The sequence below is a fragment of the Thalassospira australica genome (genome assembly GCF_000763295.1).
Taxonomy (GTDB): domain Bacteria; phylum Pseudomonadota; class Alphaproteobacteria; order Rhodospirillales; family Thalassospiraceae; genus Thalassospira; species Thalassospira australica.
The window spans coordinates 191678-207374 of the sequence record NZ_JRJE01000005.1 but is presented as its reverse complement, the minus strand read 5'-3'; the positions used below and the strand labels follow the sequence as shown (position 1 = coordinate 207374).

16 protein-coding genes are annotated in these 15697 nt (G+C 54.6%); 11 read left to right on the top strand and 5 right to left on the bottom strand.

Features of this window, described 5'->3' with window-relative positions:
- Position 1 precedes the first annotated feature (1 nt).
- From pstB to phoB, 3 genes are read left to right on the top strand one after another with little or no spacing between them, the layout of a single operon-like run.
- Positions 2-805 (top strand): phosphate ABC transporter ATP-binding protein PstB, encoded by an 804-nt coding sequence (pstB, locus tag JF44_RS0105180; RefSeq protein ID WP_033067879.1) that lies wholly within the window; start codon positions 2-4, stop codon positions 803-805.
- A gap of 22 nt (positions 806-827) precedes the next feature.
- The gene (phoU, locus tag JF44_RS0105175; protein ID WP_033067878.1) at positions 828-1550 is read left to right on the top strand and encodes a phosphate signaling complex protein PhoU; all 723 of its coding nucleotides are present in this window, start codon (positions 828-830) and stop codon (positions 1548-1550) included.
- A gap of 17 nt (positions 1551-1567) precedes the next feature.
- The gene (gene phoB / locus JF44_RS0105170; protein ID WP_033067877.1) at positions 1568-2266 is read left to right on the top strand and encodes a phosphate regulon transcriptional regulator PhoB; all 699 of its coding nucleotides are present in this window, start codon (positions 1568-1570) and stop codon (positions 2264-2266) included.
- An 84-nt stretch (positions 2267-2350) separates the two neighbouring features.
- Here the strand turns inward: phoB and JF44_RS0105165 are convergent, their stop codons facing one another.
- Positions 2351-4099 (bottom strand): cation:proton antiporter domain-containing protein, encoded by a 1749-nt coding sequence (locus tag JF44_RS0105165; protein ID WP_033067952.1) that lies wholly within the window; start codon positions 4097-4099, stop codon positions 2351-2353.
- Between the two features lie 317 nt (positions 4100-4416).
- Between JF44_RS0105165 and JF44_RS0105160 the strand changes: the two genes are divergently transcribed.
- The 6 genes from JF44_RS0105160 (at position 4417) to JF44_RS0105135 (ending at position 10375) form a co-directional block, all read left to right on the top strand.
- A complete protein-coding gene (locus JF44_RS0105160; RefSeq protein WP_033067876.1) occupies positions 4417-5379 on the top strand; it encodes a calcium/sodium antiporter in 963 nt (320 codons plus the stop codon).
- A gap of 70 nt (positions 5380-5449) precedes the next feature.
- Positions 5450-6220, top strand: coding sequence for an SDR family oxidoreductase (locus JF44_RS0105155; protein ID WP_052065450.1), 771 nt, complete (start codon positions 5450-5452; stop codon positions 6218-6220).
- A 103-nt stretch (positions 6221-6323) separates the two neighbouring features.
- Positions 6324-6764: a dihydroneopterin aldolase gene (gene folB / locus JF44_RS0105150; protein ID WP_156111598.1), complete on the top strand. Its 441-nt coding sequence runs from the start codon at positions 6324-6326 to the stop codon at positions 6762-6764.
- A gap of 477 nt (positions 6765-7241) precedes the next feature.
- Complete coding sequence (uvrC, locus tag JF44_RS0105145) at positions 7242-9179, top strand: excinuclease ABC subunit UvrC (protein ID WP_033067874.1); 1938 nt, start codon at positions 7242-7244, stop codon at positions 9177-9179.
- Positions 9180-9343: 164 nt separating this feature from the next.
- Positions 9344-9895 (top strand): CDP-diacylglycerol--glycerol-3-phosphate 3-phosphatidyltransferase, encoded by a 552-nt coding sequence (gene pgsA, locus JF44_RS0105140; protein ID WP_033067873.1) that lies wholly within the window; start codon positions 9344-9346, stop codon positions 9893-9895.
- A gap of 24 nt (positions 9896-9919) precedes the next feature.
- On the top strand, positions 9920-10375 hold the full coding sequence (locus JF44_RS0105135; protein WP_033067872.1) for a molybdenum cofactor biosynthesis protein MoaE: 456 nt from the start codon (positions 9920-9922) through the stop codon (positions 10373-10375).
- A 12-nt stretch (positions 10376-10387) separates the two neighbouring features.
- On the opposite strand, the gene JF44_RS0105130 is transcribed toward JF44_RS0105135, so the two are convergent.
- The 4 genes from JF44_RS0105130 to metX form a co-directional block, all read right to left on the bottom strand.
- Positions 10388-10675 (bottom strand): hypothetical protein, encoded by a 288-nt coding sequence (locus JF44_RS0105130; protein WP_033067871.1) that lies wholly within the window; start codon positions 10673-10675, stop codon positions 10388-10390.
- 20 nt (positions 10676-10695) lie between these two features.
- A complete protein-coding gene (locus JF44_RS0105125) occupies positions 10696-11541 on the bottom strand; it encodes a hypothetical protein (protein ID WP_238318376.1) in 846 nt (281 codons plus the stop codon).
- Between the two features lie 113 nt (positions 11542-11654).
- Positions 11655-12302 carry a methionine biosynthesis protein MetW gene (gene metW, locus JF44_RS0105120; protein ID WP_052065449.1) on the bottom strand — a complete coding sequence of 216 codons (648 nt, stop codon included), beginning with the start codon at positions 12300-12302 and terminating at the stop codon, positions 11655-11657.
- A 2-nt stretch (positions 12303-12304) separates the two neighbouring features.
- A complete protein-coding gene (gene metX, locus JF44_RS0105115; protein ID WP_033067869.1) occupies positions 12305-13465 on the bottom strand; it encodes a homoserine O-acetyltransferase MetX in 1161 nt (386 codons plus the stop codon).
- A gap of 187 nt (positions 13466-13652) precedes the next feature.
- Here metX and JF44_RS0105110 point away from each other — a divergent pair, with 187 nt between their 5' ends.
- Together JF44_RS0105110 and hisC are read left to right on the top strand one after the other, a co-directional pair.
- The gene (locus tag JF44_RS0105110; RefSeq protein ID WP_033067868.1) at positions 13653-14546 is read left to right on the top strand and encodes a chorismate mutase; all 894 of its coding nucleotides are present in this window, start codon (positions 13653-13655) and stop codon (positions 14544-14546) included.
- A 53-nt stretch (positions 14547-14599) separates the two neighbouring features.
- Positions 14600-15697: a histidinol-phosphate transaminase gene (hisC, locus tag JF44_RS0105105; RefSeq protein ID WP_033067867.1), complete on the top strand. Its 1098-nt coding sequence runs from the start codon at positions 14600-14602 to the stop codon at positions 15695-15697.

The following is a 15697-nucleotide window of genomic DNA, read 5'->3' as shown; positions in this document are numbered from 1 at the left end:
AATGGCTGCTGTATCCCAGAGCGCAATGACGGCGGAGCCGTCGGTCGAAAAACCGAAAATGACCGCGCGTAACCTTGATCTTTTCTATAGCGATAATCAGGCCCTTTTCGAGGTGAACCTTGATATTGCCGAAAAGCAGGTTACCGCGCTGATTGGCCCGTCGGGTTGCGGTAAATCGACCTTCTTGCGGTGCATGAACCGCATGAACGACACGATTGACGGTGTCACCATCAAGGGCGACGTCACCCTTGACGGTCGTGACATCTATGACAAACGCATCGACGTGGTTCAGTTGCGTGCGCGTATCGGCATGGTGTTCCAGAAGCCGAACCCGTTCCCGAAAACGATCTATGACAACGTGGCCTATGGCCCGCGTATCCATGGTCTGGTGAACTCGCGTGACGAACTTGACGAGATCGTCATGACCTCGCTTGAACGTGCCGGGCTTCTCAAGGAAGTCAAGGATCGCCTGCAGTCACCGGCAACCGGTCTTTCCGGTGGTCAGCAGCAGCGTCTTTGCATTGCACGTGCGGTGGCGGTCAGCCCGGAAGTCATTCTGATGGATGAACCATGCTCGGCCCTTGATCCGATCGCGACTGCCAAGGTCGAAGAACTGATCGACGAGCTGCGTTCGAACTACACCATCGTGATTGTTACGCACTCCATGCAGCAGGCTGCACGTGTGTCGCAGCGCACTGCGTTCTTCCACCTTGGCAAGCTGGTTGAAGTCGGTGAAACCGATCAGATCTTCACCAACCCGAAGGACGAACGTACCAAGGGTTACATTACCGGTCGCTTCGGTTAAGCGCTGTCAGGAGAACGATGAGATGTCTGAAGACAAAACACATATTGTAAGTTCGTTCGACGAAGAGCTGACGCGCCTCAATAACATCATTTCGCAGATGGGCGGGCTTGCGGAAAGTCAGCTTATTTCGGCCATCCGTTCCATCGTTAAACGCGATTCCGAACTGGCTGAAAAAGTCATTCTGTCTGATCAGCGCATCGATGTGCTGGAACAGGAAGTACAGGACTTTGTCGTGCGCTTCCTTGCCCTGCGTCAGCCGATGGCAGATGACCTGCGCCATGTTGTGACCGCGCTTAAGCTGTCCAACGATCTGGAACGTATTGGTGATCTTGCCAAAAACATCGCCAAACGCGCACAGGTTCTAAACCAGATCCCGCCGATCCGCCCGGTTCAGGCGATCCCGAATATGGCCAAGCTGGCCCAGGAAATCATCAAGGATGTCCTGGACGCCTATATCGAAGGCGATGCCGAAAAGGCCCATCGTGTTTGGGAACGCGATCAGGAAGTTGATGACATGTACAATTCGCTGTTCCGCGAATTGCTGACCTACATGATGGAAGATCCGCGCAACATTACCGCGTCGACCCATTTGCTGTTCATCGCCAAGAACATCGAACGTATCGGGGATCACGCCACCAACATCGCCGAAACGATCTACTATCGTATCAAGGGCGAAGACCTGCCGGGTACGGACCGGCCAAAAAACGACGCAGCGAACTTCGCTGTCGTCGAACCGAATGAGTGACACTGGAGCATAGGAAGATGGACCCAACGGTTCTTATCGTCGAGGACGAAGCTGCAATCGTAACCATGTTGCGCTACAACCTCGAACGCGAGGGGATGCAGGTCGTCGAAGCCGGGGACGGTGACGAAGCGTTGAAAATCATGGCCGAGACCCACGTCGATCTGGTCTTGCTCGATTGGATGCTGCCCGTCATGTCGGGCATCGAGGTCTGCCGCCAGATCCGCCGCAAACCCGAAAGCCGCGATTTGCCGGTGATTATGGTGACTGCACGCGGCGAAGAGGGCGACCGTATCCGCGGTCTTGATACCGGTGCTGATGACTATGTTACCAAGCCATTTGCCATTGGCGAGTTGCTGGCCCGTATCCGCGCATTGTTGCGTCGATCCGGACCGGCGCAACCACAGGGGCAGTTGATCTATTCCGATATCGAAATGGATCTGGCGGCTCACCGTGTCAGCCGCAATGGCAAGGCGATCCATCTTGGCCCGACCGAATTCCGTTTGCTGCGCTATTTCCTTGAGCATCCGGGTCGCGTTTTCTCGCGCGAACAGCTGCTGAATGCGGTCTGGGGTCCGAATATTTATGTCGAAACCCGTACCGTTGACGTCCATATCCGGCGTTTGCGCAAGGCGCTGAATGACGTAAAGGGCACCCGCGATATCATCCGCACCGTCCGTGCAGCAGGCTACGCGCTGGATTCCGAAACAGCGGCCTGATTTCATCGCGAAACGCTTCTGATAAAAAACCTCCGTTGCCGGCCGCAGCGGAGGTTTTTCAATGTTACAGGCTTAGGCTTAGGCTTAGGCCTTGTCTTCTTTGGCTTTGCCGGATGTTTCGTTGCCGCCTGGTTTGCGCTGGGCGCGTGGGGCCAGTTCGTTCATCAGCAGCATATCAGCCCGCCGAAACTTGGCGATTTCGGCATCAATGTCTTCCTGGGGCACATCACAAGCTGCCAGAACATGATCCGAAAGGCGCAAGCCGGTTTCCAGAACTTCGGGGATGGCCGCATCCGCACCATGACGCGACAGGGGGCCGATATGGGTGATGTCCTGCGCACGGGCAAAAATCTTCAAATGCGGATAATGTTGGCGCAAAAGGGCGACGGTTTTTTCGGTCGCATGCGGGTTCCCCATGGCAACAACCGCAATTTTTGCTTCGTCGGTGTGTGCTGCCCGGAATGTTTCCGGTCTTGATCCGTCTGCGAAATAAACCGGCAGGCCTTCTGCCCGACCGCGTGATACCTGTTGCGCATCACTATCAAGGACCAGAAATGGTATTTCCTGCGTTTTTAGCATTCGGGCAAGAACGCGGCCCACACGCCCACTGCCAATCACCAGAACATGCTGTTGAATGCCCTCGGACTCTTCGGCGATTTTGCCAAGCTGGTCTTCTTCCTTGGGATGGAGTTTGTCCTCGATCCGGTGGCCCAGATTGATCAGTGTCGGGGTGAGCGCCATGGAAATCGCCACAACCGGGATCAGCATTGCTGCGATATCAATGGGCACGGCACCATTTTGGGCCGCAAGGGCAAGCATCACAAAGGCAAATTCACCCCCGGCCGCAAGGCTCAGCGCAACCCGGATTGCAGAGCCGGTTTCAAAACGCATCACGCGTGCCAGAACAAAAAGCACAGCCGTTTTGATTGTCAGCAGCAATGCAAGCCACATCACAATGCTGCCGAACTGGTTGTAAACCACATCGCTGTTTACCGACATGCCGACCGACATAAAGAACAGCGACAGGAACACCCCGCGGAAGGGCGCAATATCGGCTTCGATCTGATGGCGAAATTCGGTTTCGGCCAACATGACCCCGGCAATGAATGCGCCAAGCGCCATGGACAGTCCGGAAACCTCGGTGAGCGTACTGGCGGCAAGCACCACAAAAAGCGTGCCGATGGCAAACAGTTCCGGGTTTTTAAGCGACGCGATATAGCGAAACAGGCGGGGCAACAAATACCGCCCCACCAGCAACAGCAAAGCGACCGAACCAAACCCAAGCAGAATGCTGATCCACGGGCTGGTTTCCGTACCGGCATTGCCCGCAGCCTGCACCATGATCAGGAACGGACCAACCGCCACGTCCTGCATCAACAGGATCGCAAGGGCCGCGCGACCGAAACGGGTGTTAAGCTGCCGGTCATCAGAAAGCTGTTTGAGGATGATCGCCGTTGAGGACAATGCCAGCGCACCGGCAATGACCAGTGCGGTCGGCAGGGCAAGCTTCATGACAATCAACACCCCAAGCAGGGCGGCCATGGATACAAGAATTTGCAACAGCCCGAGTGCGGCAAAACGCCCGCCAATGACGCGCAAACGTTCACGCGAAAGCTCCAGCCCGATCATGAACAGCAGGAAAACAACGCCAAGTTCGGCAACCGTGGAAATATCTTCGCGTTCCGTAATCAGGCCAAAGCCGAACGGCCCGATGCAAAAACCACCGATCAGAAAACCGATAATCGAATTGGCGCGCAATTTGTGCGCAATCGGTACGGCGATGATTGCCGCAGCAAGAATCAGGAACAGCTCGAACAGGACGCTGTGATGCATGGCAAACCATCCGGCAGGCAGCGGGGACATGGCCCCTAAATATTTGAAAACAACAGGATTAGAGCCTCATCTAAGACAATAACGAAAATAACCCTTATCGTCCTGTGGAAATTTGCGTCATTTGCGAATTCGACCCTGACCCTGCCACCAATCCGTCGATGCGCGGGCCATGGTGATTTGATCTTTCGACATCTCGCTGGCATCGGCATATGTGTCTTGATTGTCATCGCCTGATGGCTTGCCATTCGGCCTGTCAAATGCCATGTTCCGCAGGCCGAAAGAGGCACATCAAAACGCTTTCAACACGAGCACACATCTTGGAACAGCTTATCCCCTATCTTCAGATTATTGCCGGCCTTGTCCTTCTGACCGCAGGCGGCGAATTTATTGTGCGCGGGGCCGTTGGCCTTGCCCTGTTGCTTGGGGTGTCCAAGGTGATCGTCGGTTTGACGATTGTGGCGGCGGGAACATCCGCACCGGAATTTGTCGTCTCCCTGAACGCAACGCTCAAAGACACAGCAGACCTTGCGATGGGCAATGTCGTTGGGTCCAATATTGCCAATATCCTGCTGATTTTGGGGGCGGTCGCGCTTTTGAAGCCGGTCGCGGCAAGCCGGGTGACAGTGGTGCGCGACGGCGGGGCAATGCTGCTGGGAACCGTGTTGTTCATCGCATTTTGCATGTTTGGCGTGATTGAACGCTGGGCCGGGGCGGTCATGCTATGTGTGTTGGCAGCGATCTGGTATTTCACCTATCAGCATGACAAAAAATCACCAAGTGAGGCCAGCAACCTGCACGAAAATGAAGTCGATGAAGTCGGCGAAAAGCCGTCGGGTTGGGCCAAGCCGGTTATCGCAACCCTGATCGGGATTGTCGGTTTGATGGTGGGCGCGGAATGGCTGGTGGATGGCGGGGTTTCGGTGGCACGCCAGTTCGGCGTTTCAGAAGCGGTCATTGGCTTGACCCTTGTGGCCTTCGGAACGTCGCTTCCGGAACTGGCCGCATCGATTGTCGCGGCTTTTCGCGGGCATTCCGATGTTGCACTTGGCAATGTGTTTGGCTCAAACCTTTTGAACCTGTTGGTGATCATTGGCGGGGTGTCGCTGATTGCGCCTATTCCGGTACCTGATCAGATCATGAATTCCGATATCTGGATCATGCTTGCGGTAACCGTGGGCTTGCTCGGTGTTGCCTATGCCATGCGCAAAATTTCGCGCATCACCGGCATTGCATTCGTGATTGCCTATCTGGTCTATGTCTTCCAACTTGTCGTAGCATAGATGTTCGGTGCTGTTTTTCGCGGCAGCACCTCGGGAACCTCTGGATGTTTTGAAAAGGATCGTGGCAGCAATGACAGGTCAATTACCAAAGGCGGCTTTGATTACCGGTGCGGCCAAACGGATTGGCCGGGCTGTTACGATGGATCTTGCGCGCAATGGATACGACATCGCCCTGCATTGTCATACATCGCGTGAAGCCGCAGAAACCCTGGCCGAGGACGTCCGGGCTCTTGGACAGAAAGCCTGTGTGATTTCAGCCGATCTTTCGCAGGAAGACGCCACACACAGCTTGGTTGCCAAGGCCCATGACGCGCTTGGACCGATTGGCGTTCTGGTCAATAACGCGTCGACCTTTGAATATGATGATGTGAACAGTACGACCCGCGAAAGTTGGGACCTGCATATGGAAGCCAATTTGCGCGCGCCTTTTGTGCTGTCCCAACAGTTCGCACAACATCTGCCCGACGACTGTCAGGGGGTGATCATTAACCTGATTGATCAACGGGTTTGGAATCTGACGCCGCATTTCATGTCCTATACCCTGTCCAAAGTCGGGCTTTGGACCCTGACCCAGACGCTGGCACTGGCCTTGGCACCAAGAATTCGTGTGAATGGGATCGGACCGGGGCCGGCACTGCCTAGTACCCGACAAACACAGGAAGTTTTTGATCAGCAATGTGCAAAAACGCCTCTGAAAATCGGGACAAACCCGCAAGAGATTTGCGACGCGGTTCGGTTTTTCCTTGCCGCACCGGCCATCACCGGGCAAATGTTAGCCCTTGATGGCGGGCAGCACCTTGATTGGGCGCCCAGTGGCGCGGCCGACACGCCAACCGAATGATGCCCGGCAACCGTGTTTATGGTTATTGCCAGTTAATGGGCCGGACACGCATGGTAATGGTGCATTGGGCCATGCCAGAAAGCAGCACAAGGAATACCGGAATATGACCGCAGGCCTAAAACAGGATGCCAAAATTACGACATTGCCCTTTGCCGATCTGCCCCATGCAGAAAGGGCAGGCAACCTGCGCCGTGTCTTTGTGCGTGACATGATCATTCACACCTCTATCGGGGTGTATGATCACGAAAAGGAAGCCCCGCAACGCGTGCGGATCAATCTTGATCTGGCGGTGCTTGAGGGCGACGGTGTTCAAAACGACGACATCACCACAGTGCTGAGTTACGAAGATCTTGTGGTTGGCACCCGACGTATTTGCCAGGATGGTCACACAAACCTTGTGGAAACCCTTGGGGAAAAACTTGCTGATATGTGTCTTGCCGACACACGGGTGCGCAAGGTAATCGTCAGGGTTGAAAAGCTTGACGTGTTTGAAGACGTAGCAGCCGTCGGTGTGGAAATAGAACGCCACAATATCACCCGCTAATTTACGTCGCATTTCGGTAAAAAATTTACTTTTTCAGATGGGCAACCCAAGGGACTCTGTGATTCCTCTAGGGCGAATCGTGATTCCCGTTATGCACATGCATTTGGCGAGTTGGAATCAAAGGAAAATATTCGATTTTTACGACTGTATTACCGAATGATTTCAGGTTGACAGTATTTTTATTTATATAAAACAATGACTTAGTTGTTTTGCTCAATATTTGGGCACTTCACAGAACGTTAAGACTCTCAAGGGGTGTAGGAACTCACCCCCCTATTACCCACATAGTTATCCACAGTCTTGGTGGACATCTTTTTTTGGCAGGCGATTCCCTGTGATGCTGTTGTGATGTTAATCTTTTAGACTATGTTCCAAAGCGCCTTTGCCTGTGACAGCCGTCACAACTTTGAATGTATTTTATTGTCTGTTGCAGCGTACCCGAACGATAACAGACTTTGGTGATGACGGAGTGCCTTTATGAAGCCACCAGTTTCCCCCGAAAGCCCTGTCGGGGAAGAAGCCCCGAAACGGGAAATCGGTCTGTCACTTGAGGGGGACACTGTCGAAGGTGGCGCTGCGCGAGGTGTCGATGCCATCAAGCATGCCTTGAAAACCATGCCCGGATCCCCGGGCGTCTATCGCATGATCGATGACAAGGACCGGGTTCTGTATGTCGGCAAGGCCAAGAACCTTAAAAAACGCGTGGTCTCCTATACTCGGATCATGCAGTTGCCTATCCGCATTGCCCGGATGGTGGCCCAGACGGTGAAGATGGAAATCATCACCACCCATACCGAGGCCGAGGCACTCCTTCTTGAATCCAACCTGATCAAGAAACTCAAACCGCGCTACAATATCCTGCTGCGCGATGACAAAAGCTTTCCCTATATCCTGATCACCGAGGATCACGATTATCCGCGCATCGTCAAACATCGCGGTGCGCGCGCCAAGGATGGCAGTTGCTTTGGCCCGTTTGCCTCGGCCTGGGCGGTCAATAACACCATCAACCATTTGCAACGCGCCTTTTTGTTGCGCTCTTGCACCGATGGGGTGTTTTCCAACCGGTCGCGCCCGTGCTTGCTTTATCAAATCAAACGTTGTGCCGCCCCGTGTGTCGATCGCATCTCAAAACCGGAATATGACGAACTTGTTGATATCTGCCGCGATTTCCTGACCGGGCGCAGCCAGAAAATCCTAAAGCAGCTCGAAGCTGACATGATGGATGCGTCTGAAAAGATGGAATTCGAGCAGGCCGCGATGTATCGCGACCGCATTCGTGCGCTCAGCCAGATCCGGTCCCATCAGGACATCAACCTCGAAGGTGTCGAAGAGGCCGATGTCATTGCCCTGCATCAGGAAGGCGGGCAAAGCTGCGTGCAGGTGTTCTTTTTCCGCTCCGGCTCGAACTATGGCAACCGGTCCTATTTCCCGCGCCATGAACAGTCGGCCGAAATTCCGGAAATCCTGTCGGCCTTCGTCGGGCAGTTCTATGCCGACAAACCCGCCCCCAAACAAATTTTCCTGTCCCATGAAATCGAAGGCCAGGAACTGGTTCAAACCGCCCTTGGCGTCAATAACGATCGCAAGGTCGAATTGCTTGTGCCCAAGCGTGGCGGCAAACGCAAACTGGTCGAACATGCCCTGACCAATGCCAAGGATGCGCTGGGGCGGCGCATGGCCGAAAGTGCGACCCAGCGCAAATTGCTTGAAGACCTGGCAGACAAGCTTGATCTTGAAAGCACGCCCGAACGGATCGAGGTTTACGATAACTCCCACACGCAGGGCACCAATATGGTGGGCGGCATGATTGTCGCCGGTCCCGAAGGCTTTGTTAAAAGCGCCTATCGCAAATTCAACATCAAGGGCGATATCGCACCCGGCGATGACTTTGCTATGATGCGCGAAGTCTTAACGCGCCGTTTTGCCCGCGCACAAAAAGAAGACCCGGACCGCGAAAACGGCACATGGCCGGACCTTTGCCTGATTGACGGGGGCTTGGGGCAGCTTGGCGTGGCACGCGAAGTTCTCGAAGACCTCGGGATCGAGGACGTCATGCTGGTCGGTGTCGCCAAGGGGGTGGATCGCAACGCCGGCAAGGAAGTCCTGCACATCCCCGGCAAGGCCCCGGTGCGGCTTGATATGAAAGACCCGGTGCTTTATTTTATCCAGCGCCTGCGCGACGAAGCCCACCGTTGGGCGATTGGCACCCATCGTGCCAAACGCGGCAAACAGATCGGCAAAAGTGTTCTGGATTCGGTGCCCGGCGTGGGTGGGGCCCGCAAAAAGGCACTGCTGCACCATTTCGGTTCGGCCCGCGGGGTTGCAGATGCCGGTTTGTCAGACTTGGAGGCCGTCGATGGCATCAGTGCCGCACTCGCTCGAAAGATTTATGATCATTTCCATGATGAAAAGTGATCACTTTCGCGCCTGAATGTTGCGATTGCGAACAATGGCAAAGCAGCCCTTGTGGTATGTGCTTGAAGCCATTAATAATTGCGCGGCTTTGGGCGGTGATGTGGCCCATGCCATAACCATGACCATAACGTCGTCGCCGTAAAATCCGTCAAACAGGCCCGTTTATGAAAAACCAGATTCCCAATCTGCTGACCATGTCGCGTATTTTCGTGATCCCGGCACTGGTCGCATCGTTTTACATTGATGGCCCTGTCGGGAACTGGATTGGCTTTGCCCTGTTTGCCTTTGCCGGTGTGACCGATTTCTTTGACGGCTATCTCGCGCGCAGTATGAATGTGGTTTCCCCGCTTGGCCGGTTCCTTGATCCGATTGCCGACAAACTGTTGGTTGCAGCCGCCCTGATGATGATGGTGTCCTTTGATCGAATTTCCGGGTTGGCGGTTTTGCCTGCTGTTGTGATCATGTGCAGGGAAATCATGGTTTCAGGCCTGCGTGAACATCTGGCCGAACTCAAGGTGCCCTTGCCGGTCACGGTCCTTGCCAAATGGAAAACCACAGCCCAGATTTTGGCGATTGGTTTCCTTCTGGTTGGCGATGCGTCACCTGAAATGATCCCATCGATCCTGATCGGCGATATCCTGCTTTGGATTGCCGGAATTGTGACGGTGCAGACGGGCTATATCTATCTGCGGACCGGCCTGAAACATCTCGACTAATTTTCGCAACCCGGGGCAGCATTGATGTCACGCGTTTCTGTTCAACAACATGATTTTGATCCCGGGGCAGAGCTATCGGCCCTGACGAGTGGGCGCACCGATATTGGTGCTGCTGTCAGTTTTGTCGGGCTGGTGCGCGATATTCATGGTGGGGAAGATGTGTCTGCCCTGACGCTGGATCATTATCCGGGCATGACCGAACGCGAACTTGAAAAGATCGCCGATGAGGCCGCAAACCGTTGGCCGCTGGATGATGTGCGCATTGTCCATCGGTTTGGCAGGATGCTGCCCGGTGAACGCATTGTTCTGGTGATCACCTTGTCCGCCCATCGCCGTGCGGCCTTTGAGGCCTGCGACTTCATCATGGATTTCCTGAAAACCCGCGCGCCGTTCTGGAAACGCGAAGAAACCCCGGATGGCGGCGATAAGTGGGTCACGGCAAAGGCATCTGATGATGCCGATGCCGACCGTTGGAAATGAAATCAGGGTCTGTCAGATAAACTTCGACAGGATCGAAACCAGTTTCAATAGGCCGCTTTGCAGGGTGGCGGCATCATTGACCTGCTGGCGCAGTGTGGCCATTTCCGCCTCGTCCGCCGCATCGACCTCGGTTGCGCTATCAAGCTGCTTGGCCTGAAGTGCTGCAAGGTGACTGGCGGCTTTATCAAGGTCGGGCTTTGATTGCACCTTCTGATCAATGCTGGCCCCTTGATAGGTCACCGCCGCCGTGACATAGGCCTCCTGCGCATCGGCAATCAAGGCACCGAGTGTCTGGCTCATGGCAATATTCCCTTTCTTGTCTAGTTGGTGGCCGTTTCAAGCAGGCCGGTGGTCTGTGTGATGAGGTCCGCCGGGCTAAGCTTGCCGATCTGATCAGAAAGCTTGATGCCGTCTTCGACTGCGGTGATCAGCGATGCCATATCAAGCTTGGCATAATTATCGATCTGGCCTTGCAGCTTATCGCCCAATGCCGATGCCGTGACAAAGGCGCGCAGGGTTTCGGCCTGCATGGCACTTTCCGCCGCAATCAGGCTGTTCCATTGCTGCCACCAGGCCTCGACCTGCAGACGCTCCGCTTCGGGGGTGTTGCTGTCCTGGCTGCGGATCTTGTTCAGCTCGGCAATCAGGGTGCTGCGCCGGGTCAGGAATTGTGGCGGGGTGCGGGCGAAATCATTGCTGATGGTCGCAAGCTGTTTGCGCAGTTTTTCCAATATTGGCCCGGATCTGGTCACCGCCGATGCGCCAAGCGCCGATCCCGCTTCGATATTGTCAAAGATTGCGACAAACTGCCGATACTGGCTGCGCAGCCCCTTCAGGGTGTCTTGCCATTGGCGTGCGACATCGGGATCGACCTTTACCGCATCGGGGTCAAGCAGGATGTCGATATTGGCTGGTGTGACCTGACCGGTGAAGTCCTTGATATTGGTAACAAACGTGTTGCGCTGTGCGATATCGGATTTCGGGAAGGGGGCGAACTGGGTGCGATAGGCATCGCCATATTTATCAAATGCCTGCTCGGTCGCGCTGCCGAACTGTGTCACCGAAAGTTTAAGCGTCTCGGCCTTCTGGCTGCACGCTGCAAGCAGGGTGATCGTGCCGATCAAAAGGCTGCGGCGGATAAATTGTATGAGGATTGAAAAGGTCATTTCGGCCCCGTCTGATGATTTTGCCCGATCGGGCATCAGATTTCAGACGGGGACGGGATCGGTTTGTGATTTGGCAGGCGGGATTGTTTAATGAAAATGAATAATCGATCTGATTATTTGCTCAGCATGAATAGTGCCTGATTGCCCAAAAAGTTGGAAAATCGGGTCTGGCTGCCCAGACTGAGTTTTGAGCCACTTTCATTCAGAACCATGCTTCGTTCAATGGTCAGCCCCATCTCTTCACACATGGCGACAAAATCAAGCACCGTGCAAAAGTGGATGTTCGGGGTTTCGTACCACATGATCGGCAGATTGGGGTTTTGTGGCATGCGCCCGCGAAACATCAAATCAAACCGTGCGCGCCAATGCCCGAAATTCGGAAAGGACACAATCGCCTTTTTGCCAATGCGCAACAGTTCGGAAAGAACCTCTTTCGGGCGATGTGTCGCCTGAAGCGTCTGGCTTAGGATCGCGTAGTCAAACGCCCCATCGGGGTAATCGCCAAGGTCGCGGTCCGCATCGCCCTGCATCACCGGCAGTCCCTTTGCAACGCAATTGCGCACCCCTTCGTTGGACAGTTCAAGTCCGCGGCCATCAACATTCTTGGTGCGGGTCAGATAGCCCAGAAGTTCCCCGTCGCTGCAGCCGATATCAAGAACACGCGTGCCCGGTTCGACCATATCGGCAATCAGCTGCAGATCGACACGGATGCGGTCACTATGGGCGGGCAAGGCCGCGCCGTTTGAGATGGTATCGTTCATGATTATTTCAGTCCCCGACCTTCGGCAGCACCCTGGATAAAGCCGCTTAGAACCATATGGAAGTCCGGCTCATCAAGCAGGAAGGCATCATGGCCCTTGTCGCTTTCGATCTCAACACAGCTGACATTGCAGGATGCCGCGTTCAATGCATGGGCAAGGATGCGGCTTTCACCGGTGGTAAAGCACCAGTCGCTTGAAAACGACACCACACAGAACCGGGTCTTGCAGCCGGTAAAGGCATCGGCAAGCCGCCCGTCATGTTCAAGCGACAGGTCGAAATAATCCATCGCACGTGTGATATAAAGATAGCTGTTGGCATCGAACCGGTCGACGAAGCTTTTGCCCTGATGGCGCAGATAACTTTCGACCTGAAAGTCCTGATCGAAGCTATAGGTGATTGCCCCACGATTCTGAAGCTTGCGCCCGAATTTGCGATGGAGTGCGGGTTGCGACAGATAGGTGATGTGCGCAGTCATCCGTGCAACCGCCAACCCGCGCGACGGTTTCTTGCCTTCAAGCAGGTAGTTGCCCCCGCACCAGTCCGGATCGGCCATGACGGCCTGACGCCCGACTTCGTGGAAGGCGATATTTTGCGCCGAATGGCGGAAGGATGTTGCAATCGGGGCGGCGGCATAAACGCGCTCGGGATAGCTTTTGCACCATTCGAGAACCTGCATGCCGCCCATCGACCCGCCAATGACGGCAAACAGCATATCAATGCCAAGCGCATCAATCAGCATGGTTTGGGCGCGCACCATATCGGCAATGGTGACCACCGGGAAATCAAGCCCCCAGGGTTTGCCGGTTTCGGGATTGATGTCCTTGGGGCCGGTACTGCCAAGACAGCCGCCAATGACGTTACTGCAGATCACGAAATACTTGTTGGTATCAATAATTTTGCCGGGGCCGACAATTTCCGACCACCAGCCTTCCTTGCCGGTGATCGGATGGACATCATCGGCAACATATTGATCACCCGTCAGGGCATGACACACCAGAATCGCGTTTGATTTGTCGGCGTTGAGTTCACCATAGGTCTGATAGGCCAGCGTAAAGGGCCCGAATTCGACACCGCTATCAAGGCGCAGCTTGTCCGTTTCCCCCAGAACCATATGATGGCCGGGAAGCGGCGGGCGCTTTTCTGTGTTGGCAGCGGTGGACATATAAGTCGGTATCCCTGTGGTTTCTTGATTTCTTGTCTAAACCGGGCGTGAATTTTCCCCTCACGACCCGATTTGTTGAAAATTCGCTTGCTCTAGCTATGAAGCAGAGCCGGGTTTAGTCAATCTTTTCTTTGCATTTCTGCGGCCCTGTCCTAATACTGTGCGCCGTTTTATAAAAGAGTGAATCATGGCGTGCGAAGACGAAAATTTGGCAAATCTTGACCTTGATGGCCTGCGCGGGGAGATTGATGAAATCGATCAGGCGCTGCAGTCGCTGATCATCCGCCGGACCAAGGTTGTACAGGCTGTCGGGGCCTATAAGGACCGTGTGATCGCAGCAGGTGGCAAGGTCAAGGTGCCTTATCGGCCGGCACGTGAAGCACGTATCATGCGCACATTGGTCGACCGGCACGAAGGGGCGTTTCCCAAAACCGCATTGATCCAGATCTGGCGCGAAATGATCGCTGCCGGTACGCGTCTTGAAGCCCCTTATACCGTCGCCCTGTGCCGCAATGCCGAAGGACTGGATTGTTGGGAACTTGCACGGTTGAACTTCGGGTGCCTAAACGAGATCATCGAATTTGAAACGCCCGGCGAAGCATTTGGCGCGCTTGAAGAAGGCCGCGCTGCCGTTGGTGTGTTCCCCAAGCCGCAACTTGGCGAACCGCTGCCGTGGTGGGTGCATCTGACGGAACAAAGTGCTGTTCGGGTTGTCTCCAAGCTGCCATTTGGTGGCCGCCCTGTCGGGCGCGGGGAAACGACCGAAGGATTTGTTCTGGCAGCCATCGACCTTGAAGACAGCGGTGATGACCGGACTCTGTTTGTTGTCAGCCTGTCAAAAGAGATTTCGATGGATACGGCACGCAAAAAAATTGCGGATGCCTTTGATGGTTCGGCAATCCTTGGCTTTTCTGACGATACAGCGGCGGATCGGCGTTTTGTGCTTGTTGATGTGCCGGGATTCTTTTGTAATCGCGCCAATGCGTTTCAGGCGACACTTGATGCGCAGGGCCTGCGCCCCGAAAGTTTGCGGGTTGTTGGTGCCTATGCCGTGCCGATTGCCGAAGACGCACTGAGTTAAATATGCTTGGCAGACCGTGATCGGCTGCTGTTTCCCTTGGGAGAATATACCTGATGTCTGCGCCCACCCCACGCCCCGGAATTCTTGATATTGCGCCCTATAAAGGCGGAAAATCCAGTGCTGACAGCGCTCAGCGCGTGATCAAGCTGTCGTCAAACGAAGGCGCACTTGGCCCAAGCCCCAAGGCCATGGAAGCGCTTCGTACGTCTGCTGATCGTCTGCATCGTTACCCGGATGGTGGCTGTGACGTTTTGCGCAACAAACTGGCCGAGAAATACGGTCTTGAGTTTGACCAGCTGATCTGTGGCAACGGATCGGATGAAATTCTGACCTTGTTGATCCGTGCTTATGCCGGTCCGGGGGATGAAGTGCTGTATTCCGAGCACGGCTTTTTGATGTATCAGATTGGCGCGATGGGTGTTGGCGCAACGCCGGTCACGGCCAAAGAAACCAACATGACAACCGATGTTGATGCGTTGTTGGCGGCGGTGACCGACAAAACAAAGATCGTTTTCGTTGCCAATCCGAACAACCCGACGGGCAGCTATATTTCGGATGCGGAAATGAAGCGCCTGCGCGATGGTCTGCGTGATGACATTGTTCTGGTGGTTGATGCGGCCTATGCCGAATTCATGACCGGTCAGGAAGATTATTCTGCTGGTGAAGAGCTTGTGAAAGCAGGCAACAACACGGTGATGACCCGCACATTTTCCAAGATCTATGGTCTTGGCGGTATTCGTCTTGGCTGGTGCTATGCCCCTGCTGAAATTGCCGATGTCTTGAACCGTATTCGTAACCCGTTCAACGTTCCGCTGCCGACGCAGGAAGCCGGTGCTGCGGCCCTTGATGACGACGATTTCATTAATGAGTGCGTGCGCCACAATGCCGAAACGCTTTCGTGGTTCCGCGATGAGGTTAATGCCATTGCGGGGCTTACGGCACATCCGAGCTATGGCAACTTCGTTATGGTCGAATTTCCGGACGAAGATGGCAAAAATGCCGATGCCGCCAATGATTTCATGATGGCGCGAGGCGTAATCCCGCGCAAAATTGGTGCCTATGGCCTGCCGCAGATGCTTCGTATCTCTATCGGTACGAAGGAAGAAATGGAAATCTGCCTTCAGACCATCAAGGACTTTGTGAACCCGTAA